Consider the following 22,356-nt stretch of genomic DNA (forward strand, 5'->3'; position numbering starts at 1 on the left):
GCACGGCTGGCGAGCATCCCGGCGGGGCGCGTATAATCTCCTCTTTGCAGCGGGACTTTTCGCATGCGCATCCTCGCCGAGGCCCTGACCTACGACGACGTCTACCTTGTTCCGGGCCATTCCATCGTGTTGCCGCGCGATGTGAACACGTCAACGCGGTTCACCCGCGACCTGCGCCTGAACATCCCGATCGTGTCCGCCGCGATGGACACCGTGACCGAAGCCCGACTCGCCATCACCATGGCGCAGAACGGCGGCATCGGCATCATCCACAAGAACATGACGGCCGAGCAGCAGGCGGCCGAAGTACGCCTGGTGAAGAAGTTCGAGGCCGGCGTGATCCGCAGCCCGATCACCGTGGGTCCGGACACCTCGATCCGTGAAGTGCTGCGGCTGACCCACGCGCACAACATCTCCGGCGTGCCGGTGGTCGACGGCAGCAAGCTGGTCGGCATCGTCACCAGCCGCGACCTGCGCTTCGAGCGCAAGCACGACGACCCCGTGCGCAACATCATGACCCGCCAGGACAAGCTGGTGACGGTGCAGGAAGGCGCCAGCCAGGACGAAGTGCTGCAACTGCTGCACAAGTACCGCATCGAAAAGGTGCTGGTGGTCAATGAGGCCTTCCAGTTGCGCGGGCTGATCACCGTCAAGGACATCCAGAAGGCGCGCGACAACCCGCATGCCGCGAAGGACCACCACGAGGCCCTGCTGGTCGGTGCCGCCGTCGGTGTCGGCGGCGATACCGAGCAGCGCGTGGCCGCGCTGGTCGATGCCGGTGTCGACGTGCTGGTGGTGGATACCGCGCACGGCCATTCGCAGGGCGTGATCGAACGCGCCGGCTGGGTCAAGAAACACTACCCGCAGGTGCAGGTGATCGCCGGCAACATCGTCACCGGCGAAGCGGCGCGCGCGCTGCTCGACGTGGGCGTGGACGCGGTCAAGGTCGGCGTTGGCCCCGGCTCGATCTGCACCACCCGCGTGGTTGCCGGCGTCGGCGTGCCGCAGATCACCGCGATCGACATGGTCGCCACCGCGCTGAAGGACGAGATCCCGCTGATTGCCGATGGTGGCATCCGCTACTCCGGCGACATCCCGAAAGCACTGGCCGCCGGTGCATCCACCGTGATGCTCGGCTCGATGTTCGCCGGTACCGAGGAATCGCCGGGCGAGGTCGAACTGTTCCAGGGTCGCTCCTACAAGAGCTACCGCGGCATGGGCTCGATCGGCGCGATGCAGCTCGGCTCCAAGGATCGCTACTTCCAGGACGAGGCGGACGCCGACAAGCTGGTGCCCGAGGGCATCGAAGGCCGCGTGCCGTACCGCGGTCCGCTGCGCAACATCATCCACCAGCTGATCGGTGGCCTGCGCGCGTCGATGGGCTACCTGGGCGCGGCCACCATCGAGGACGTGCGCCACAAGGCGCAGTTCGTCAAGGTGACTTCCGCCGGCGTCACCGAGGCGCACCCGCACGATATCCAGATCACCAAGGAAGCGCCGAATTACCGGCTGAATTCCTGACAAGCCGGGAATGGGAAATTGGGAATGGGGAATCGTTGAAAACGACTTCCCCGCTTCCTGATTTTCCCGTACGCGCCGAGTGCCGAGCGAACCGGCTTTTCCATTTCCGACTCCCCATTCCCGGCCATGCAATGACCAATATCCACTCCGACAAGATCCTGATCCTCGACTTCGGTGCGCAATACACCCAGTTGATTGCACGGCGCGTGCGTGAGCTGGGCGTGTACTGCGAGATCTGGGCCTGGGATCACGATCCCGCCGAAATCGCTGCGTATGAAGCGAAGGGCATCATCCTGTCCGGCGGTCCCGAGTCCACCACACTGACGGATGCACCGAAGGCGCCCCAGCAGGTATTCGACTCGGGCGTGCCGATCCTCGGCATCTGCTACGGCATGCAGACCCTGGCCGCCCAGCTTGGCGGTGCCACGGAAGCAGCCGACGCCCGCGAATTCGGCCATGCCAGCGTGGACATCGTGGCGCCGAGCCGCCTGTTCGACGGCCTCACCGATCATTCGGGCGAGCACAAGCTGGACGTGTGGATGAGTCACGGCGATCACGTGTCGAAAGCGCCGCCGGGCTTCGTCGTCACCGGTACCACGGGCCGCATTCCGGTCGCGGTGATGGAGAACGACAGCAAGCGCTGGTACGGCGTGCAGTTCCACCCGGAAGTGACGCACACGAAGCAGGGCGGGGCGCTGTTGAAGCGTTTCATCACCGGGATCTGCGGCTGCAAGACGCTGTGGACCGCGGCCAATATCATCGACGACCAGATCGCCCGCGTGCGCGCACAGGTCGGCGACGACCACGTGCTGCTGGGCCTCTCCGGCGGCGTCGATTCCTCGGTGGTCGCCGCGTTGCTGCACAAGGCGATCGGCGACCGGCTGACTTGCGTGTTCGTCGACACCGGCCTGCTGCGCTGGCAGGAAGGCGACCAGGTGATGGCCACCATGGCCGAGCACATGGGCGTCAAGGTGATCCGTGTGAACGCGGCCGACCGCTACTTCCGGGCGCTCGCGGGCGTGGCCGATCCGGAAGCCAAGCGCAAGATCATCGGCGGCCTGTTCGTGGAGATCTTCGACGAAGAGTCGGAGAAGCTCATTGCCGCGGGCGGCAACGTGAAGTGGCTGGCGCAGGGCACGATCTACCCCGACGTGATCGAGTCCGCCGGCAGCAAGACCGGCAAGGCCCACGTCATCAAGAGCCACCACAACGTCGGCGGCCTGCCGGCGCACATGAAGCTGAAGCTGGTCGAGCCGCTGCGCGAGCTGTTCAAGGACGAGGTGCGCCGGATCGGCGTGGAGCTCGGCCTGCCGCGGGCAATGGTTTACCGCCATCCGTTCCCCGGTCCCGGCCTGGGTGTGCGCATCCTGGGCGAGGTGAAGCGCGAATACGCCGAACTGCTGGCCCAGGCCGACGCGATCTTCATCGACGAACTGCGCAAAGCCGACCTGTACGACAAGACCAGCCAGGCGTTCGCCGTGTTCCTGCCGGTGAAATCGGTCGGCGTGGTCGGTGACGCACGTGCCTACGAATGGGTGATCGCACTGCGCGCGGTGGAGACCATCGACTTCATGACCGCACACTGGGCGCACTTGCCGTACGAGTTTCTCGGCAGAGTTTCAAATAGAATTATCAATGAGTTGCGTGGTGTTTCTCGCGTTGTCTATGACATCAGCGGCAAGCCGCCGGCCACGATCGAGTGGGAATAGCAAAATCAACCACTTGCAGGCACAAGGGAGGGCCGGCAATTTGCCGGCTTTCTCATGTTCAAGCCACAATCAATTGAAATGACTGACGAAATAGACCAAACCTCAAGTACATTCTCAACTGCCGATGTGCAGTACATGCGGCGTGCGCTGCAGCTCGCGGCGCACGCCCGCGACGCCGAGAACGAGGTGCCGGTGGGGGCCGTGCTGGTGCAGGACGGGGAGATCGTCGGACTGGGCTGGAACCGCAACATCACCCTGCATGACCCGACTGCCCATGCCGAGATCATGGCCATGCGCGCCGCCGGCGAGAAAGTGGCCAACCACCGACTGTCCGGCGCCACGCTCTACGTCACGCTGGAGCCGTGCTCGATGTGTGCGATGGCGATGATCCATGCCCGCCTTGGCCGCGTGGTCTACGCCGCCGCCGACCCCAAGACCGGCGCCGCCGGCAGCGTGTTCGACACCTTGATCGATGCCCGCCACAACCACCGCATCGAAGTGGCCGGCGGCCTGCTCGCCGAGGAGTCCGCCGGCATGCTGCGCGAGTTCTTCCGCGCCCGGCGCTGAGCGTCAGCCGCCGTCGACCGTAGCCAGGGCGCCGCCGGCAGGTGCGCTGGCGTCGTTGCCGAGCAGTTGCAGCCGCAGCCCCCACGGCGACACGAAATCAAGCGCCATGCGGCCAGCCAGCGGACCGGAGGTGAGTCGGTGTGGCGACCCGTTGACGCCAACGCCTGCATGCCGCAGCCATGCGCTGGCGTGCTGCACGTCGTCCGAAACGAACTGCAGCGGCTGATCGGTCCGGCCCGATGCGGGAGAAGGGGAGACGCCGTGATTGTCGAACAGCTCGACGACCGATCCGGCGTCGCAGGACAATAGGCGGGAGGGCGAAGCGTCGCCCGGTGTCGCCTCGGCCGCCGCGGATTCCGGGCCAATCAGGCGGCAATCCAGGACATCCTGGAAGAATGCCACAGCCTGTTCCAGGTCCGGCACGCCGATCCTGGCGTAGTCGCCGCCGTACAGCGTGGCCGCACGGACGCCCGATGGCGCGACCGCGGCCAGGCTGAAAGCAAGAAACAGCAGTAGTGATTTGCCCATGATCCGGCAGCCAGATTGCAATGGGCAGCTACATGGGCACGGGCCATTCCCGGCAAAACCCCTGACTGATGGCCAGTGAGTTTCCCGGAGTGAACAATCACCGTTTCCAGGCGGGAACAGAGCGATCGCCCACCGGCCGTTTATCGGCGCCGCCGCCGCCCCGATCCTTTTGTCACGCAAACAGACCGGCGTGCGTTGCAGATCCAGGCTGGCCGGTCCGGTCCATCCATGCCTCGCCGAGGACTATCCGAATGAAGCATCACCTCAACAATTTGCTGCAATATCCGCGTAACCGGTTCGACGGCGCCCATGCCGCACGCCGAACTGCAACACCTCGCCACCCGAGTACCACCGGCCTGCAGCCCGAGGACGGCTACGACTGGTTGCGGCAGATCAAGCAGGTGCACGCGGGCCGTTCAGCGGCGAGGCGCTGAACGTCAATCCACGGGCAATGGACTCGCCGGACGCTCGGTGGGGCGTGATGTCGATGGCGCCTGCGGATTCCCCGTACAAATGCGTGCAGGTCAGGCTCCACCACGGCGGGGGCCGCCGTCTTCCGGGGAAGGGGCGTGCTGGGGTTCGGGACTGGCGGGCATGGAGGCTTCATCCGTCGCCGGGTGGCTCCTGTCGAGCTCGCCGCGCCAGCGCGGCAATGCTTCGGGATGATGGGCCTGGATGTAGCCGATGAGACCCTCGCGCACGCGGCAGCGCAGATCCCAGTTGCGACCGGAATCGGCGGAACTCACCAGCACACGCAGTTGCATGGCATGTTCGTTGGCGTCGGTCAGCTGCAGCACGCAGACACGCCGGTCCCACTCCGGCGCCTCATCGCACAAGCGCTTCAGTTCCTCGCGCAGCGGCGCCAGCGGCATGCGGTAGTCCACCATCAGGGACACCGCGCCGACCAGCTGCGAACTGCGGCGCGTCCAGTTCTGGAACGGGTTTTCGATGAACCAGTTGAGCGGCACCACCAGGCGCCGTTCGTCCCAGATGCGCACGACCACGTAGCTGCCGGTGATTTCCTCGACGCGCCCCCATTCGCCCTCGATGATCACCACGTCGTCCAGCCGGATCGGCTGGGTCAGCGCGATCTGCAGCCCGGCGATCAGGTTGCTCAACACCGGCCTGGCGGCCAGGCCGATCGCCAGGCCAGCCACGCCGGCCGAGGCGAGCAGGCTGGCGCCGAGCTGCCGCACGCCTGGAATCGTCAACAGGATGATCGACGCGCCGATGACGATCACGATGACGTCGGCGGTGCGTCCGAGTACGCGCACCTGGGTCACCACACGGCGCGCACGCAGGTTGTCGGCCACGTCCATCGGATAGCGCCGGATCGCCGCGCCCTCGAACGCGCCGATACAGCGCACCGCCAGCCATGTGCCTGTCGCCAGCAGGGCGATCAGCAGCAGATGCTGGAGCAGGGCTACCGGTGCTGATGCAGCCGGCGGCCAGATGCGCAGGGCCATGGTCAGCGTCAGCAGCGGGATCAGCCATTCCATCGGCGCGCTGGCCCGGCCCATGATGTCCGCGATCACCGGGTGGCCGACCGCAGACCGTTGCAATACGGCATAGGCCACGGCGCGAAGTACGACCGCCAGCACCAAGCCGACGACCACCATCAGTCCCAGCCGCACCCAGGCGTTGTGCATCCACAGTGCAAAAAATGCATCGACCATGCCGGCAGTCTGCCGGCCGGCATGTCGACAGCACGTGGGTATCCGATGGCAGCTGCACGCCGACGGCATGCCAGTCCTTCGCACCGCCTGGAACCGGCTTGCGGAGTCGTCAGCCGAGTTTCTTCACGATCCCGTCGAGATCCTGGCGTACCTCATCGATGCCGGCCCACGGATCGGTGCGCAATCGCGCAAGCCGCCGGGGCGTGGAACGGATGTCGAAGGCGTGGCCGCTTTTCAGCTTGCCCAGTTCGTTCCAGCGCAGAGGCATGGCGACCGGCGCGCGGGGGCGTGCCCGCAGTGAATACGACGCCACGCTGGTCGCGCCGCGGCTGTTGCGCAGGTAATCCACGTAGATCAGGCCGTGGCGTTGTGCCTTGCTGGCGGTAGCGATGAATTCCAGCGGATGGGCCTGCGCCAGCGTACTGGCGAACGCACGCGCGAAATCCTTCACCTGTGCCCAGGGGCAGCCAGGATTCAGGGGAACCACCACATGCAGGCCCTTGCCGCCGGTGGTGCGCAGGAACGAAGCCAGGCCCAGTTGTGCCAGTCGCCGGTGCACCAGTCGTGCCGCTGCCGCAACGCGATCCCAGGCTACGTTGCTGCCGGGATCGAGATCGAACACGACGCGGTCGGCGCGGTCGGGCTGCTCGATGGTCGAGCCCCAGGGATGGAATTCCAGCACGCCGAACTGCACCAGTTCGAGCACCGAAGTGGCGTCCAGCGGATAGATGTAGGTCGCCTGTGCGCCGGACTCCTCCTTCAATTTTGCGCTGCCGACATGCTTCAGGCCGGGAACCATGTGTTTCTGGAAGAAGCATGCTTTCGCCGTGCCTTCGGGGCAGCGAATGACCGAGGTGGGGCGGTTTACCACGCCCGGAAGAAACCACTTCATCACCGCAGCGTAGTAGTCGGCCACCTGTTGCTTGGTGATGCCGTCGTCGGGAAATACCACGCGCTCGGGATGGGTGATCCGAATGTCCGCCGGGGTCGCAGCGGCAACCGGTCTTTTGCGCGGCGTGCCGGCGGGCTTGCCCTGGGCGCGGTCGGAGTCGACGAGATCCGCGGCTTTCTTGTCGATGCGCATGCTCTTCAGGCTCGGTTGGCGTAACAAGCGGTTGTTGCCGACGCCACGGTAATACACCTCGGCCACCGCGGCAGGCTTGACCCAGCGCGCCTCGCGCAGGAGAGGGTCGATCGCGGCCAGCGCCACCGTGGGCCGGGGGCTGCCCTTGTCGGCAATCGACTTCCCCAGCGACCGCAGTTGTTCGTTCGAGAACCCGGTACCCACGCGCCCGGCGTAGACCCAGCCGGACTTCACCTCGGGATCGGGCCTGGCCAGCAGCAGCGATCCGAAACTGCTGCGGCTGCCCTTGGGCGGCGTATAGCCCACGACGGCGAATTCGTCGCTTTGGAGGCGTTTGATCTTGAGCCAGTCGTCGCCACGCCCGGGCAGGTAGGCCGAAGCGACGCGCTTGGAAATGATGCCTTCCAGTTGCTGCTCGGTTGCCATCCGGAACACGTCTGCACCGTTGCCGATCGCGTGGGTACTGAAGGCCAGGTGCTTCGGCGCATGCGCAAGCAACTTCTGCAGCAGTTGCTTGCGTTGCAGCAGGCCGACCCGCGACAGATCGCTGCCCTCGAAATAGGGCAGGTCGAACAGCATGTAGACCAGCGGCAGTTGCGCCTCGCCCGACAAGGTCTGTTGCAGGCCGTTGAAGTCGCTGTGCCCGCGCGAGTCCAGCGCGACGAGCTCGCCGTCGAGACGGGCGGAGCGTAGGCCGAGCGATTCCAGCGACTGCACGATGTCGGGCAGGCGATCGTTCCAGGGCAGGGCGTTGCGCGACCACAGCTTCACCTCGCCGTCGGCGATCGCGGTGAGGATGCGGTAGCCGTCCCACTTGACCTCATGCAGCCACTGCTTTCCCTCCGGTGGATGGTCGCGCAGGCGCGCCAACTCCGGTTTGAAGAAGGTGTTGTCGACGGTCGCCGCACGCGCACCTTCCAAGGCGGCCGCCGCCCTGGCCAGGCGCAGCCGCGGCGCCTTCCTTGCTCTGGGGACCGGCTTCTTGCGGGCAACGGATTTTTTCGCAGCAGCCCTGGTTGCGGGCGTCTTCGCCGCGGCGCGGGTGCTGCGGGCCATCTTCGCATCGAGCAGGTCGTCGGCCTCGACATCGCCGGCAAACGCATCCTTGGCCTTGATCAGGAACCACGCCGGCTGGCGTTCCTTGCGGCCGCTGCGCACGAGGTGCCAGCCACCCTTGAGCCGCTTGCCGAACAGCTCGAAACGCAGGTGGCCCTTCTGCAGCTGGGCCGCGGCGTCGCCTTCGGTGGTCCACACGCCGGTGTCGAACTGATCGACATGGCCTTTGCCGTAGCCATGCTCGATATCACCCTCGAAGTTCGCGTAGGAAACCGGATGGTCCTCGACTTCGACCGCCAGCCGCTTCACCGCGGGGTCGTAGCTGGGCCCCTTCGGCACGGCCCAGCTCTTCAGCACATCGCCCACCTGCAGGCGAAAGTCGAAGTGCCTCCGGCTGGCGTGATGCAGCTGCACCACGAAGATGGCGCGCCGGTTCGCCGCCGCGGCGTCATTGGCCGCAGGCTCGCGTGTCCTGGAGAAGTCGCGTTTGCGCTGGTAATCCCGCAGGCTGCTCATCTCATGGACCCGACAGTGTCGCCGATGACGGCCGGAGGTTCAGCTGGTGGGGCCGCCCATCACCGGCAGCACCGCGCCGGAGACATAGCTGGCGCACGATGGAGCGGCGAGGAAGACATAAGCCGGGGCCAGTTCTTCGGGCTGGGCGGGGCGGCCCATGGCGCTCGATTTGCCGAAATCGCGAATCCGCTCCGCCGACTGGTCCGCCGGATTCAGCGGTGTCCATACCGGGCCGGGCGCTACCGCATTCACCCGGATGCCGCGCGACACCAGGTTGGACGCCAGTGCCTTGGTGAAGGCATGAATGCCACCCTTGGTCATCGAGTAATCGAGCAACTTGTCGTTGCCGAACAAGCCGGTCTCCGAGCCGGTATTGATGATCGAGCAGCCGCTGCCCAAATACGGCGAGGCGGCCTTGACCATGTGGAAGTAGCCGTAGAGATTGGTGCGCACGGTTTCGTCGAAATGCTCTTCGGTGATGTCCTCGATCGAATCGGCATGTTCCTGGAAGGCGGCATTGTTGACCAGGATCGACAGCTTGCCGAATGCTTTCACCGTCCTTGCCACGGCATCGCGACAAAACGCCGGGTCCCTGACGTCGCCCGATATCAGCAGGCAGCGCTGGCCCTCGCCCTCGACATAATCGCGGGTTTCCTCGGCGTCGGCGTCCTCGCACAGGTAAACGATGGCCACGTCGGCCCCTTCGCGTGCAAACAGCACCGCCACCGCGCGGCCGATGCCGGAATCGCCGCCGGTGATCAGCGCGGTCATGCCGGCCAGCTTGCCGCTACCGATATAGTTCGGCGCCAGGAATTGCGGACGGGGATCGAGCTGTTGTTCGAGGCCCGGTTTCTGCAGGTGCTGGGCGGGCAGGGGATTTTCGGGCTTGTCCGTTCTCGCCGCGGGCTTTTTCGACGGTGCCGTTTTCGTCTTCGCCTCGCGTTTCCCATCGCGATCAGTAGCCGCCTGTATCGCGCGCTGACGTGCGACGGTCCCGGCAGCTTTGGCGGTGCGCTTGGTTGCAACCATGTTGCAATACTCCGTCATCGGGAACGCAAGCCAAGTTAGCGGACGATGCGTACGTCGCAGGTGAAGCGCGGATAACGGCGACCTTGACAGCACTTCCACGCCGAAACTGGAATAGTCCGTGTGCGACATTCCTCTTCACTGCCGGAGATTGTCATGCCCGAACATCGCACACGCCGCGCAGCGGTCAAAGACAAGAAGGAAGGAAAGGCCCCCAGCACCCAGGCTGGGGAGTATGTGCATGAGGAGATCGAACACGTACGCGAAGGCAAGCACGGCGCACGCTCGACCAAACAGGCCATTGCGATCGGCCTGTCGAAGGCCAGGCGCGCCGGAGTGAAAGTGCCTGCCGGCAAGACCGCCAGCAAGTCGACCCGGAAGAAGGCCGCGCAGGATGAAGCCGCCTCTCACGAACACCACAAGCCCGCGGCGAAACGTTCGAGGGCAACCACCGGGGCGCTGAAGAAGGAAGGCCACAAGGCGGCATCGAAGTCGGCATTGTCGTCCCACGCCAAGAAGAGCGCCGCCAAACGCACCGCCGGTTCGCGCTCGGCGGCGGCCAAGAAGGCAGCGCATACCAAGGGCGCCGCCGGCCGTTCGGCGGCCGCGAAGAAAGCGGCGAGAACACGCGCCCGAAAGACGTCCTGATCGAACAACGTCGCCGGAGACCCAAGCCATGGCACGTCCCATCTGGAGCGGAACCCTTTCGTTCGGCCTGCTCAACGTGCCGGTCTCGCTGATGTCCGGCGAACGCAGCGTCGACCTGCATTTCCGCATGCTGGACAGCCGCGACAACACGCCTGTGCGCTACGAGCGCGTCAACGCTGAAACCGGTGAGGAAGTGCCCTGGAAGGAGATCGTCAAGGCCTTCGAATACGCCAAGGGCAGCTACATCGTGCTGGAACCGGGGGACATCAAATCGGCTGCTTCCGAGGGACGGGAGGTGGTCGACGTGAAAGCCTTCGTCGATGCGAACTCGATCGGGCCGGAATATTTCGAGAAGCCCTACATTTTAGTTCCGGGCAAGAAGGCGGAGAAGGGTTACGTGCTGTTGCGCGAAACGCTCAAGCGTACCGAGCGAATAGGCATAGCGCGGGTGGTGATCCGCACGCGCGAGTACCTCTCCGCGGTGATGCCGCACGGCAACGCACTGATGCTGATGCTGATGCGCTATCCGCAGGAACTGGTCGACGTGGAGGATTATAAGATTCCCGAGGGCACGGCGTCGCACTACCGGATATCGGCCAAGGAAATCCAGATGGCCGAGCAGCTGATCGAATCCATGAGCGATGAATGGACGCCGTCGGACTACCGCGACGAGTTCCGCGACCGTCTGCGCAAAGTGCTCGAGAAGCGCATGAAATCCAAGGGCGTGGTCTCGCCCGAGCCGGAGAACGAGAGCGACGTAGCGGAGAACGCCACCACCAACGTGGTCGATTTCATGTCGCTGTTGCAAAAGAGCCTGGCCAGCAAGAAGCGCACCCCAGCGAAAAAGGCCCCGGAAAAAGCGGCCAGCAAGACTGCCGCACGGAAAAAACCCGCCGCCGCGCCAAAGAAGAAAAGGGCGCCCGCGAAGAAGACCGCGAAGCGCGCCGCGGCCCGCAAGGCAGGCTGAGCAGGAGCAGCGCTCAGCCCACTTCGCCCTTTATCTGACTGCAGTACCGGGCCAGAGGGACATCGCCAACCGGCCGTAGATGCATGCAGCAGGCCGCCGCGCGTCACCCGCTCGCGCGGCGATGGAAATGCTGTGGATCATCCGTGGAACGCCCGCTTGATATCCCTCATCTGGTCATGGCCATTGCGTACCGACACGTACGCATCGGTGATGAATGCCTGGGTCTCCGGGGACAAATCCGCATCCTTCATGGCGCTCTCGAACTTCGATTTGAGGTGATCTTCACCGCGCTCGACTTCGTCGACGACCGCCTTGTTGTCATTGGAGGTGAGGCTGGCGCGCAGGTTCACGAACATGCGATGCGCCGAGGCCAGCGCGGTGCCTTCGTCCTCGGGTTTTCCGCCCAGCGAACGCACGCACTTCTGCAAGGTGGATGCCACCTCCTTGCGCTCGGACGAACGCTCATTGAACAGTGAAACGAGCTGCGGGCTCTTGGCATCCTTGGCTGCCTCGGCGTAGCCGTTCGCACTGTCCAGTGTGGTTTCGATCAGGTTGTTGAGGGTCTTGATGTCGTGAGTGTTTTTCATCCTGGTGCTCCTTGGGCTCATGGATGACCCGTGCCTGGGTCCAGGGGAGTTGCTTCCACGCGGCATACAGGAAACGACATCGCGCGTTATGGCCGCGGCACGTTTTTGTTCAAGCGAACTGCATGCTGGTGTCGCAGCGACGGCGGTCCCGTCTACTCACGCACTGGTCACCACATCGCCACGAAAATCGGGAGGCCTTCATCGCAGGAGAAGCCGACATGAAGACACGACATGTATTCAGCACCCACGATATGGATGCCGCCGAATCCGCCGTCATGGCGTTGCGTCAGGCTGGCCTGTCCGACGACAGCATTTCCCTGGTCGCACGACGCGACATCGAGAACCATCAGATTCCCGACGATCGACAGGACGCCCACGACGACTTCGGCCGTGGCGGCATGAAGGGCATGCTGGCAGGCGGTGGCAGCGGTCTGCTGGTGGGCTTGGCCGCGATCTCGGTACCCCCACTGGGCCTCACTCTTGCTGGCGCTGCCGCCATGGCCATCGCCGGTGCCGCGGTGGGAGGCTGGGTGGGCATGCTTACCGGCACCGCCGAACCCAGCCCGGTACGGCGCAAGTTCGAGGCCGAGATCGCCGCCGGTCATGTATTGGTTGTCGTCGATGGCGACGGAGCGACGCTGGCTGCCGCTGATGCGGCACTGCTTGCCATGGGCGCGACGCCGCTGCCCTTCGACGCCCCCACAGCCATTTCCTGACCACGACCACGCGAAAGCCATTCACCTCAGGACCAGCGTTGATGCCAGCTCAGCGTGATCGTTTCATCCTCTCGGCCTCGGCCCGCACGGCGTCGCACTCCGGGTGGCCGCATTGGCAGCCTTCGGGCTCGCTGGACGTCGGCGATTCCACGCGTTTGCGGCAGTGTTCGCTGCAATAGGCATCGCCGACGGGAACCGTACAGGTGCAGGCGGGGTGGGCACAGCGCGGGAGGGCGGTCGTGTTCATTCAATAGCTCCCATGGGTGAGTCGGATGGTGATCGGGCGGGTGGACAGACCGATGGTCGAAACTTTGCCGGAACCGCATTGAAGAAGATGCATGCGAAGTGTCAACGCGGCCGTTGAAGAAGCGACTGCGCCCGGCCACGGAACGAAATCCGACCAGGATCTGGACGGAATGCATATCAGGACTTAACGCGGAAGCCCGCACGCTGCAGGCACAGGCCAACGGCAAGCCGGAGAACCCCATGTCCCACCACGACCGCAAAGATCCTGAGCACCCCGACCACAGAGACCTTCCCGGCGAGCCGGAGACCGCAAAGGCGCGTCAACAGCGCAAGGACAGGGAAAGCAGGAATCAGGACGAGGCTCTGGAAGAGACCTTTCCGGCAAGCGATCCCGTATCTCCGTTCATTCCGGCCAAGATGCCGAGTCGGCGAGTGAATGGTTCTGACGGAAGGGTGTGCATGGGAGATGTTTGCCGCGTGGATTTTCCTCGCGCGGCAACGCCGGCCAGCAGATCACGATTGCAGCCTGGCGCGTAATTCCATCGCATCGAAAGGTGCCTTCACCTTGACGTCATTGTCGAAGTAACAGTAGACGTCGCGCGATTTGCGCGCAGGAGGCCGAAGGCGGCTGGCGCGATGGCGTGGATCGCGCGGTTGCTTTCCCCTCATCCACATGTGAATCCGTCGTGCCCAGTCATCCAGTGCGGTGTCGCTATAGCCGCTCGCATACAAGGCCTTGTCGCCATGCAGGCGCATGTATACGAAACCGGCGGTCACATCCTGCAGCTTCGGCCATTTCGACGCCGCATCGGAAACCACCAGCCCGACGCGATGCCGGCGCAGCAGGCGGATGAAGTCTGCATCGTCGAAACTCTCATGGCGCACTTCAATGGCGTGGCGCAGGCGGCGTTTCCGGTCCGCCGGCATCTCGCCGACGTGCTTGATGTGGCCGTCATGTCGCCTGGCCATGGAAGCCGCCCTCTCGCTGTCTCTTGGCAACAGCGAGAGAAATGCATCAAACAGCTCGTCGTCATATTTCAGATTGGGCGGGAACTGCCAGAGCATGGGTCCAAGTTTCTCCCGCAGCTCCAGCACGCCGGAGGCAAGGAAATTCGCCAGCGGCTTTTCCACCTCACGCAGCCTGCGCACGTGGGTGATGAAGCGCGGTGCCTTCACGGCGAAGACAAAGCCGCGCGGCGTGTCGCGGTACCAGCTTCGCCAGCTGCCGGGGCGCTGCAGCGAGTAGAAAGAGCCATTGATCTCGATGGTATCCAGCTGTCGCGAGGCGTAGTGCAGTTCCAGTCGTTGCGGAAGGTCTTTCGGATAGAACTTGCCTCGCCACGGGGGATAACGCCAGCCGGAGATGCCGATGCGCAGTTTGGCCATGGAAGGTTCCGCGAGCGCCATGAGTCATGAACGACGCTACAGCGCCGACCGTCATTCCGCGATGAAAAGGGAGATAACCCCTCCGTCCGTTCGCTATCCCTGCTAACGGAATCCTCATTTGCCGTGCATGATGCTGACGCTTCGTCAGCATCGGAACTCAAGATGACTGCAGAGCCTTTCAACGCCTACACGTTCGGCTTGGAGGAAGAGTTCTTCCTGGTCAGTCGCAAGACGCGTCGCGCTCCATCGCGCGTGCCCAAGGGATTCTTGAAGCTGTGTCGACAACGCTTCGGCGCCTATGTCGACCACGAATTGCTGCAATCCCAGATCGAGATCTGCTCGCCCGTATTCGACCACGTGGCGACAGCACATATGGAGATGCAGCGGCTGCGTCGTGGCGTCGCCGAAGTCGCTGATGCCGCCGGTTTAAGGCTCGTCGCGGCCGGCACGCATCCGCTAAGCGCCTGGCATCATCAATCGCACACGGACAAATCGCGCTACGCACGCATCATCGATGATTTCCAGATGGTTGGACGCCGGAATCTGCTGTGTGGCCTGCACGTGCACGTTGCGCCACCGGCGAATGTCGATCGCGTCGCGTTGATGAATCGCCTCATGCCATGGCTTCCATTGTTCCTTGCGCTGTCGACCTCGTCGCCTTTCTGGAACCGCCGATGCACGGGGCTGCTCAGCTATCGCCAGTCCGCCTATGACGAATGGCCTCGCGCCGGCATACCGGACTTCTTTGCTGACGAGGCCGAATACCAGACCTTTTGCGAACTGCTCAAAAGAGTCGATGCCATCAAGGACGCGAGCTTCCTGTGGTGGGCAATCCGTCCCGCACAACACTATCCCACGCTCGAGCTGCGCATCGCCGACGCCTGCACCCATCTCGATGACGCTCTCGCGTTGGCCGCACTGTTCCGTTGCCTGGTTCGTGCCCATGTGCGCAGGCCCGAACTTGGCATGGCTCGAACCGCCTTGACGCGCCGGATAATCGACGAGAATCGCTGGCGCGCGAAGCGCTTCGGCCTCGACGCGCGTTTCATCGACGAACACACTGGCGAGGCGATCGAGTGCGCTCGCGTGCTGGACGCCGCGATCCAGCTGGTATCGGAAGACGCGCACCAGTTCGGTTGCGAGGAATCGCTGCGGCACCTCGGCACGATCCTCGCCCGCGGCAGCAGCGCGCATGAGCAACTGGCTCTGTATCGCCACTTGCGGGATACAGGGTCGAACAATGCCGATGCGCTGCGCGCGGTGGTTGACTGGCTGGCTGAAACCAGCGTTCCCGCTTCAGTAGCGTGAGACCGACACACCACCCATTTTCTGATAGGTACGCGTGGCCGCGTGGCGCTGGACAGTGCGCTGCACCTGATCCGCGATGCGCGCGACATCGAGCGATGTTGCGAGGTGACGGAAGAGGGCGCCGGTGGTGAGCAGAGTGCACCAGGCTGGCCGTTTGCTCGCGAGAGTTCGGCATTCCGGGCAGTGAGCAGATGTTCAGACACTCGGATTGCGCCACGGACGGCAAAAAGGTTGAAATTCGTGCTCGTCAGCGTCGATCCCCTGAGTTTTCGCACAGCCTGGACCATGGCGGGCACTGTCCGCATTTGACGATCTAGACGGCACAGAACCCCATCTCGCCACCGTTTTTTTTGCGTCGCAGCGTGACACCTTGCGTTTTCGGCGTGTTAATTGCCCCAGGGGATATAGATCGATCCAAGTCAGGAGTGATTCAGGGCATCTCGCTGCCGCGAAGGATCTGAAATGACTTGGAAGTGAGGTGGGGAGGGGCTAGGGACGCGCACGTCGGTGCCGCCCGGATGTCCTGCTTTCCGCCAGATCGGTTGAAAGCAATGGGAAGCGCCGCATGAAACCAGAAACCGTCCGTATTCCCGTGATGACAAGCCCATGCCCAGCATGCGTGCCGGCGCTCGCGGGGGCCGTTGCCAGCAACTGGGATGATGGCTGCCACCGCATTCTCCGTACGGATCATGGGGTAGGGCTGGACCGCTGCCACCATCACTACAACGCGCGCGTTCGCGGCTCCGACCTCACCCATTTGTCTGGCTCCGGCTGCGCCGGGGCATGCGGCGGCGTGCCGCTTTGGCGACAGACCCGGACTTTCGCAGCAGCGCATCCGGGGCTTTAAAACTTCCACCGTTGACGAGTCGAGTGCCCGTATGGGCTACCAAAATTTTAGATCGATCCAAATTGAGAGGAAGAAGGATGCCTGAAGCAATAAATCGCGCATCGCAGCAGTGATCAAACGGGGTCACCGCGCCGGCTCCTGAACGGCGCCCACCAAGTATGGGGAATCGACCAATGACTTACCTGCCACACGTGTTTACGCGCAATCCGTTGTACGCCGCACTCGCCTTGGCGACCTTGTCGGTTGGCGGCTGCCTGGGAATATCCACGGTCGCCTTTGCACAAACATCTGAGCCTGCTGCAACCTCAGCGACAACACCGGCGTCGGCGCCGACGTCCGATAGTGCAAAGGCGCAGGAGGACGACAAGGCCAAGAAAGCCAATAAGGAGAAAAACAGGAACGCAGCCAATCCCACGACGCTCCAAACGATCGTCGTCACGAGCTTTCGCCAGTCGGTCAACCAGAACATCCAGGACAAGCGCGATTCCAACTCCATCGTCGAGGTGATCAACGCGCAGAACATCGCGCAGTTCCCCGCCAAGAACATCGCCGATGCGCTGGCGCACGTACCCGGCGTGGTCATCACCCGCGAATCCGGCGAAGGCAAGACGGTCAGCATCCGTGGCCTCGCGCCCGAGCTGACGCTGACGGAATTGAACGGCAACTACGTGGCTTCGGCCGACACTTCGGCCGGCCTGACCCGCTCGTTCAACTACACGCTGATGCCGGCCAACATGTTCTCGGACATCAAGCTCTACAAGAGCCTGGAAGCGCGCCTGGACGAGGGCGGCATCGGCGGCAACGTGGACCTGCGCACGCGCCGCCCGCTGGAGATGAAGGCGAACGACGGCTTCGTGTCGTTGACCGGTGCGGGCTCCGACAACAGCAGCAGGATCACGCCCCAGGCCTCGGCGCTGTGGTCGTGGAAGAACAAGGACGAAACCTTCGGCATCCTGGTCGCGGGCACCTACCAGAAGCGCCGGGACGTCGACTACACGGCCAACGCGTCGAGCTGGCACTGGTGGGCGGACAACTGCTCCGACAGCACGACGTGTGCCCAACCGCCGGTCAACGTGCACGGTCAGCCGTACGACAGCAGCGTCGCTTCGAACATCGACCTGTGGGGGAACGGCGTGGTCGACCAGGCCGGCAATCAGTATTCGGGCTACTGGATGCCGCAGCAGTTCTCCACCAGCCAGAACCAGTTGGACCTGAAGACCAAGGGCGCCCAGGTCACGGTGCAATTCAAGCCCATCGATCATCTGCTGCTGACGGGCAACTACTTCCGCTTCCAACGGGAGCAGTCCCAGATCACCAACACCCTGGAGATTCCCGAATGGGGCCTGCCCAGCAACAACAACTTTGACGACCAGCAGGGCCGGCTGCTCGCGCCCAACGGCCTGACCTTCGATCCGTCGGGGACCGTCGTCACCGGCGCGAACTATGTGCTCCCGCCTGCGGGCCAGGGCTGCAATTCGACGACGAACCCCAGCACCGGCGCGCAGCGCCAGGCGGTGGACGTCTGCTCCACGGAGATCCCGTGGCTCAACGGCAACTACTCCGTCGAAAAGGCCACCTCGCAGACCTTGAACATCCAGGGCGAGTGGGACAACGGCGGCAACCTGAGCGGATCGTTCAACGTCGGCCGCACCTGGGCGACGGGCGGCCCGTCGATCGAGCTGGGCATGGCCGCCAAGCCGCGCAACTTCGTCAACGGCCAGTGGGTGGACGGCAGCAACGGCGCCGCGTGGACGCTGAACGGCAAGCCCACCATCACCGCCTCGCCCGACGTGCTGAAAAACATGCTCGCCGGCGCGGGGCAGGTGGACCTCGGCTCGACCGGCTCCAACATGGTCAATACCGACAACTCGCAGAACTTCGCCCAGGCGGACTTCACCTGGGCCTTCGACGACGGCTGGATGCAATCGCTGCAGTTCGGCGTCAAGTACCGCGACGGCCACGCCGAGCAGCAGAGCAATGAAGTGCGCTGGTACTGCAAGGGCACCACGCTGCAGTTCCAGACCTGCGATCCGACGGCCGGCCAGCTGCCCGCGGACTTCCTCCTGCCGAGCATGCTCGACGGCAGCAACGAGGCCTACAACGACAGCATCTTCCCGGCGATCAACTACCCGGCCTACTACAACTACCTCAATGCGACCTACGACCGGGTGATCTACAACCGCCCCGAGGACAAGTCCTCCATCGACGAGAAAATCTCGGCGGCCTACGTCCAGGCGAACTTCGACACGGGCGCGCTGCGCGGCAACGTGGGCCTGCGCTTCGTCAGCACGAAGCAGGACCTCACGGTCGCCAACCAGATCACCACCAACAACGCGGTGTACTACCACGATGCGGCAGGCAACATCCTGATCTGCCCGGCCAGCGGCGTGAATGCCGGCGGCGGGCCGTGCGCGCCGGGCGACTTCCAGTACCTGCCGCGCGAGCAGTCGGTGGTGGAGACGTTCTCCAATGCCTCCACCAGCAAGCGCTACAACAAGCTCCTGCCCAGCTTCAATGTCGCGTGGACCTTCGCGGAGGATTTCGTGCTGCGCGCCGCCGGCTCGCAGGCGCTGGCCCGCGCCAACTACACCGATCTGGCCCAGCTGGGCAGCCTCACCAACAACACCCAGGCGTACTACGACGACCGCAAGCAGTTCGGCGCGCCCCCGCCGGGCTGGTACGGCAGCGGCGCCAACCCGGACCTGAAGCCGTTCACGGCCACCCAGTTCGACCTGGCGGGCGAGTGGTACTACGCACCCGAATCGGTCGTCGGCCTGGATCTGTTCCAGAAGAAGGTGAAGAACTTCGTCGTACCGGTCACCGTCAACAACATCACGGTGAACGTCGGCGGCGCCGAAGAGAACTTCCTGCAGTACAGCACCAACGCCAACGGCCGCTCGGGCACCTCCAAGGGCGTGGAGCTGTACACCCAGCACACCTTCAAATCGGGTTTCGGTTATATAGCCAACTACACGCTCAACAAGACCAACGAGACCCCGGTTTCGCTCGGTGACACGCAGGTCGGCAAGTCGGAACTGATCGGCAGCGCCAAGTACGCGGCAAACGTGTCGTTGTTCTATGAAAAGAACGGGCTGTTGCTGCGCGCCACCAGCAACTGGATCGGCCGGACCATGCAGGGGCTCGCGGCAGGCCTGCCCATCTATACGCGGCCCTATCACCAGGTCGACCTGAACGGCGATTACGAATTCAACAAGCACCTGATGCTGACCGCATCGGTCATCAACCTGACACGCGCCATGCCCCGCTCGTACCTGGGTAGCGACACGACGGCACGGCTAAACCAACTCGAATATGCCGGACGCCAGTACTACCTGGGCGTCACGTACAAGTTCGGCGCTGACGATTAGGCAAGGACACCCTAGGGTCGGGTTCACTCCTGGCCCGCGATGGGTAGGCCCGGAAAAAGAATGACAGCCGCCCGAACTACGGTCGTCCTCGATCGCCGTGCATCGGGTCCCGCACGGCGGAGGGTGCGCCTTCACCTCACATGGGAAAACACCATGGAAACATCTGACGCACGCTCCCGCCGTGGCGCATCGTCGAACCGGAACCGCCCCAGGTTCCTGACGACTGCACTGGCGGTCCTCGCGCTGGGTAGCATGGATGTGGTCCATGCCCAGGTCGTCGACGCGCCGCAGCGTGGGATGCATGCCGTCGACGCGGCCGACCCGCGGGTCGGCACCGCGCCGCTGGACCGGCAGGCACTGATCGGCAACGCGCCGCCTCCGGGCGAGTTGCTGTACTCGGGCCTCACCTCGCCGGGCGCGCGCCTGCCGCACAGTGCAACCGAGGCGGCGCCGGTCAACGTCAACCTCGATCTTAGCTACCCCATGGGCGTCGGCACGCCCTACTACTACACCAATCCGACGATGATCGGCTTCACCGGAGGTGGCGGTTCGACCTACGGCGGCAACGCCGAGCCGATGGTCATGCCCGTGGTGGGCGACTGGACCGTGCCGCCGGCCTACACGCCGTCGTACTACGACAAGGCGCACGAGAAGGCTTCCCCCGGCTACTACTCGGTGAACCTGGACACGTTCCACACCCGCGTCGAACTGACGGCGACGCAGCGCACCAGCCTGATGCGCTTCACTTTCCCGGCAAGCCACCGCTCGAACGTCATCGTCAACCTGCGCCGCCAGGGCGGCCACGTGGAGGTGGTCGGCGACCGCACGATCCGCGGCGTCGCCGCGGACAAGCCGCGGGAGAACGACACGGACGGTCCCTGGTTCGTCGCCGAGTTCTCGCGGCCGTTCGTTGCCTTCGGCACCTTCCGCGCGAGCCGGGGCAGCGAAGACTGGGGCCTCGGCGACAAGGACGTGCAGGCCGAGCGGCGCATCGTGTCCGGCAGCTACGCGGGCGCCTACGTCACGTTCGACACAAAGGCCGGCGAGCAGGTGCTGGTGAGGATCGCCCACGGCCACAGCGCCGAGGAAGCGGAACAGCGGCTGCGCGCCGAGGACCCGGACGGCGACTTCGAGCGCGTGCACAACCAGGCGCGCGCGTCCTGGACGCGGTTGTTCGACCGCGTCGAAGTGACAGGCGGCACGCCGAAGCAGCGCATGCTGTTCTACTCCACCCTGTTCCAGTCGTTCGCCAGCCCGCGGCTGGTCGCACGCAAGGGCGAACGCTTCACCGACAGCAACGGCCAGGTGCGCGTGGCCGAGCACGACCGCTACGGGCCGGTGCCGTTCTGGGACACCGGCCGCAACCAGATCGTGCTGTTGATGCTGCTCGAACCGCAGGTGGTGCAGGACATCATGCGCTCCGAGCTCGACATGGCGCGCGAGCGCGGCTACATGAACACCTCGTTCCATGGCGACCATGCGGTGTTGCTCTACGACGGCGCGTGGCAGCGGGGCATTCCGTTCGACTACGCTGGCGCGTACACCTACCTGCGCAAGAACGCGACCGATCCCAAGGGTCCACGCCATTACCTGGACGAGTACGCGAAGAACGGCTGGATCGCCGACATCGTCCCGCCCGGCAATCCCAGTCCGCCCTATGCCGGCGGCAAGGCAGGCGTCGCCACCACGCTCGAATATGCCTGGGACGATCACGCGCTGGCCGACGTTGCCCGCCGGCTCGGCAAGGCGGACGACGCTCGGATGTTCCTGCGCCGCGCCGCCAGCTACCGCAACGTGTTCGATCCGTCGACCGGCTTCATGCGTGGCAAGACCGCCGATGGCCAGTGGATCGCGCCGTTCGACCCGGGCGAGCCCTACTACAACTTCATGATGAAGGAGGCCTCGGGCTGGTCCACGCTGTGGCTGGTGCCGCACGACGTGCAGGGCCTGATCGACCTGCTAGGCGGGCGCGCCGCGTTCAACGCCAAGCTCGACGCCTTCTTTTCCACGCCCTACCAGCCCAAAGGCATTTGCCGCGACTGCACCGGGATGATTGGCCAGTACGTCCAGGGCAACCAGCCGGACCAGCAGGCGGCCTATCTCTATGCATGGAGCGGTCAGCCCTGGAAGACGCAGGCGCTGACACGCCGCATCCTCGCAGAGTTGTACGGCAGCGACGCCAGCGGCTACGGATTCCCTGGCATGGACGACCAGGGTTCCACCTCTTCGTGGTATGTGCTCAGCGCGATGGGCTTCTACCCGGTCGATCCTTCGAGCCCTGACTACATCCTCGGCAGTCCGATCTTCGACCGGGTCCGCCTGCACATGGGCAACGGCAAAGTCTTCGAGATCATCGCGCGCAACAACTCGGCCCGGAACGTGTACATCCAGTCCGCCATGCTCAACGGCAAGCGGTGGACCAAGCCCTGGTTCAGCCACGCGGACATCGCGAACGGCGCCACGTTGGTGCTCACGATGGGGCCCGAGCCAAACAAAGCCTGGGGTGCGGACCCGCACGACGCGCCGCCATCGATGTCGGTGCATCAGCAGTAATCACCGGAGTACCGCGATGCGGCCAGCTCCAGGCGCATGCAACGTTC

17 protein-coding genes are annotated in these 22,356 nt (G+C 64.4%); 11 read left to right on the forward strand and 6 right to left on the reverse strand.

The window, feature by feature from the left end; all coding sequences use genetic code 11:
* Positions 1–63: 63 nt before the first annotated feature.
* The 3 genes from guaB to tadA all read left to right on the forward strand — a co-directional run bounded on the left by guaB (position 64) and on the right by tadA (position 3,797).
* Complete coding sequence (gene guaB, locus ABIE04_RS00580) at positions 64–1,521, forward strand: IMP dehydrogenase (RefSeq protein WP_354546660.1); 1,458 nt, start codon at positions 64–66, stop codon at positions 1,519–1,521.
* 131 nt (positions 1,522–1,652) lie between these two features.
* Entirely contained in the window at positions 1,653–3,230 is a 1,578-nt protein-coding gene (gene guaA / locus ABIE04_RS00585; RefSeq protein WP_354546661.1) for a glutamine-hydrolyzing GMP synthase, read from the forward strand.
* A gap of 78 nt (positions 3,231–3,308) precedes the next feature.
* Positions 3,309–3,797 carry a tRNA adenosine(34) deaminase TadA gene (gene tadA / locus ABIE04_RS00590; RefSeq protein ID WP_354546662.1) on the forward strand — a complete coding sequence of 163 codons (489 nt, stop codon included), beginning with the start codon at positions 3,309–3,311 and terminating at the stop codon, positions 3,795–3,797.
* Positions 3,798–3,800: 3 nt separating this feature from the next.
* Here the strand turns inward: tadA and ABIE04_RS00595 are convergent, their stop codons facing one another.
* Entirely contained in the window at positions 3,801–4,325 is a 525-nt protein-coding gene (locus tag ABIE04_RS00595; protein WP_354546663.1) for a VOC family protein, read from the reverse strand.
* A 251-nt stretch (positions 4,326–4,576) separates the two neighbouring features.
* On the opposite strand from ABIE04_RS00595, the gene ABIE04_RS00600 reads away from it, so the two are divergent.
* Positions 4,577–4,759, forward strand: coding sequence for a hypothetical protein (locus tag ABIE04_RS00600; protein WP_354546664.1), 183 nt, complete (start codon positions 4,577–4,579; stop codon positions 4,757–4,759).
* Positions 4,760–4,849: 90 nt separating this feature from the next.
* Here the strand turns inward: ABIE04_RS00600 and ABIE04_RS00605 are convergent, their stop codons facing one another.
* From ABIE04_RS00605 to ABIE04_RS00615, 3 genes are all read right to left on the reverse strand, one after another.
* The gene (locus tag ABIE04_RS00605; RefSeq protein WP_354546665.1) at positions 4,850–6,001 is read right to left on the reverse strand and encodes a mechanosensitive ion channel family protein; all 1,152 of its coding nucleotides are present in this window, start codon (positions 5,999–6,001) and stop codon (positions 4,850–4,852) included.
* A gap of 109 nt (positions 6,002–6,110) precedes the next feature.
* On the reverse strand, positions 6,111–8,657 hold the full coding sequence (gene ligD / locus ABIE04_RS00610; protein WP_354546666.1) for a DNA ligase D: 2,547 nt from the start codon (positions 8,655–8,657) through the stop codon (positions 6,111–6,113).
* A 39-nt stretch (positions 8,658–8,696) separates the two neighbouring features.
* Positions 8,697–9,686 (reverse strand): SDR family oxidoreductase, encoded by a 990-nt coding sequence (locus ABIE04_RS00615; protein ID WP_354549731.1) that lies wholly within the window; start codon positions 9,684–9,686, stop codon positions 8,697–8,699.
* A gap of 153 nt (positions 9,687–9,839) precedes the next feature.
* Between ABIE04_RS00615 and ABIE04_RS00620 the strand changes: the two genes are divergently transcribed.
* Together ABIE04_RS00620 and ABIE04_RS00625 are read left to right on the forward strand one after the other, a co-directional pair.
* Positions 9,840–10,331, forward strand: a complete 492-nt coding sequence (locus ABIE04_RS00620; protein ID WP_354546667.1) for a DUF6496 domain-containing protein — start codon at positions 9,840–9,842, stop codon at positions 10,329–10,331.
* A gap of 28 nt (positions 10,332–10,359) precedes the next feature.
* On the forward strand, positions 10,360–11,298 hold the full coding sequence (locus tag ABIE04_RS00625) for a Ku protein (protein ID WP_354546668.1): 939 nt from the start codon (positions 10,360–10,362) through the stop codon (positions 11,296–11,298).
* Between the two features lie 137 nt (positions 11,299–11,435).
* Here ABIE04_RS00625 and ABIE04_RS00630 read toward each other — a convergent pair whose 3' ends face one another.
* Positions 11,436–11,885 (reverse strand): PA2169 family four-helix-bundle protein, encoded by a 450-nt coding sequence (locus tag ABIE04_RS00630; protein WP_354546669.1) that lies wholly within the window; start codon positions 11,883–11,885, stop codon positions 11,436–11,438.
* Between the two features lie 218 nt (positions 11,886–12,103).
* Here ABIE04_RS00630 and ABIE04_RS00635 point away from each other — a divergent pair, with 218 nt between their 5' ends.
* A complete protein-coding gene (locus tag ABIE04_RS00635) occupies positions 12,104–12,601 on the forward strand; it encodes a hypothetical protein (protein ID WP_354546670.1) in 498 nt (165 codons plus the stop codon).
* 486 nt (positions 12,602–13,087) lie between these two features.
* Positions 13,088–13,384, forward strand: coding sequence for a hypothetical protein (locus ABIE04_RS00640; protein WP_354549859.1), 297 nt, complete (start codon positions 13,088–13,090; stop codon positions 13,382–13,384).
* On the opposite strand, the gene ABIE04_RS00645 is transcribed toward ABIE04_RS00640, so the two are convergent.
* Complete coding sequence (locus tag ABIE04_RS00645) at positions 13,361–14,233, reverse strand: DUF72 domain-containing protein (protein WP_354546671.1); 873 nt, start codon at positions 14,231–14,233, stop codon at positions 13,361–13,363. The genes ABIE04_RS00640 and ABIE04_RS00645 overlap by 24 nt on opposite strands.
* Positions 14,234–14,395: 162 nt before the next feature.
* Between ABIE04_RS00645 and ABIE04_RS00650 the strand changes: the two genes are divergently transcribed.
* From ABIE04_RS00650 to ABIE04_RS00660, 3 genes are all read left to right on the forward strand, one after another.
* Complete coding sequence (locus tag ABIE04_RS00650; RefSeq protein WP_354546672.1) at positions 14,396–15,541, forward strand: carboxylate-amine ligase; 1,146 nt, start codon at positions 14,396–14,398, stop codon at positions 15,539–15,541.
* A 1,020-nt stretch (positions 15,542–16,561) separates the two neighbouring features.
* On the forward strand, positions 16,562–19,756 hold the full coding sequence (locus ABIE04_RS00655) for a TonB-dependent receptor (RefSeq protein ID WP_354546673.1): 3,195 nt from the start codon (positions 16,562–16,564) through the stop codon (positions 19,754–19,756).
* 252 nt (positions 19,757–20,008) lie between these two features.
* The gene (locus ABIE04_RS00660) at positions 20,009–22,309 is read left to right on the forward strand and encodes a GH92 family glycosyl hydrolase (RefSeq protein WP_354546674.1); all 2,301 of its coding nucleotides are present in this window, start codon (positions 20,009–20,011) and stop codon (positions 22,307–22,309) included.
* The last annotated feature ends 47 nt before the right edge of the window (positions 22,310–22,356 follow it).

Source organism: Rhodanobacter soli, assembly GCF_040548735.1.
Taxonomy (GTDB): Bacteria; Pseudomonadota; Gammaproteobacteria; order Xanthomonadales; family Rhodanobacteraceae; genus Rhodanobacter; species Rhodanobacter soli_A.

Coding starts and splice junctions, on each gene's coding strand:
- ABIE04_RS00600 (WP_354546664.1), top strand. CDS start 4,577: ATGAAGCATCACCTCAACAATTTGCTGCAATATCCGCGTAACCGGTTC.
- ABIE04_RS00650 (WP_354546672.1), top strand. CDS start 14,396: ATGACTGCAGAGCCTTTCAACGCCTACACGTTCGGCTTGGAGGAAGAG.
- ABIE04_RS00595 (WP_354546663.1), bottom strand. CDS start 4,325: ATGGGCAAATCACTACTGCTGTTTCTTGCTTTCAGCCTGGCCGCGGTC.
- ABIE04_RS00630 (WP_354546669.1), bottom strand. CDS start 11,885: ATGAAAAACACTCACGACATCAAGACCCTCAACAACCTGATCGAAACC.
- ABIE04_RS00615 (WP_354549731.1), bottom strand. CDS start 9,686: ATGGTTGCAACCAAGCGCACCGCCAAAGCTGCCGGGACCGTCGCACGT.
- tadA (WP_354546662.1), top strand. CDS start 3,309: ATGACTGACGAAATAGACCAAACCTCAAGTACATTCTCAACTGCCGAT.
- ABIE04_RS00645 (WP_354546671.1), bottom strand. CDS start 14,233: ATGGCCAAACTGCGCATCGGCATCTCCGGCTGGCGTTATCCCCCGTGG.
- ABIE04_RS00635 (WP_354546670.1), top strand. CDS start 12,104: ATGAAGACACGACATGTATTCAGCACCCACGATATGGATGCCGCCGAA.
- ABIE04_RS00605 (WP_354546665.1), bottom strand. CDS start 6,001: ATGGTCGATGCATTTTTTGCACTGTGGATGCACAACGCCTGGGTGCGG.
- guaB (WP_354546660.1), top strand. CDS start 64: ATGCGCATCCTCGCCGAGGCCCTGACCTACGACGACGTCTACCTTGTT.
- ABIE04_RS00625 (WP_354546668.1), top strand. CDS start 10,360: ATGGCACGTCCCATCTGGAGCGGAACCCTTTCGTTCGGCCTGCTCAAC.
- ABIE04_RS00660 (WP_354546674.1), top strand. CDS start 20,009: ATGGATGTGGTCCATGCCCAGGTCGTCGACGCGCCGCAGCGTGGGATG.
- guaA (WP_354546661.1), top strand. CDS start 1,653: ATGACCAATATCCACTCCGACAAGATCCTGATCCTCGACTTCGGTGCG.
- ABIE04_RS00640 (WP_354549859.1), top strand. CDS start 13,088: ATGTCCCACCACGACCGCAAAGATCCTGAGCACCCCGACCACAGAGAC.
- ABIE04_RS00620 (WP_354546667.1), top strand. CDS start 9,840: ATGCCCGAACATCGCACACGCCGCGCAGCGGTCAAAGACAAGAAGGAA.
- ligD (WP_354546666.1), bottom strand. CDS start 8,657: ATGAGCAGCCTGCGGGATTACCAGCGCAAACGCGACTTCTCCAGGACA.
- ABIE04_RS00655 (WP_354546673.1), top strand. CDS start 16,562: ATGACTTACCTGCCACACGTGTTTACGCGCAATCCGTTGTACGCCGCA.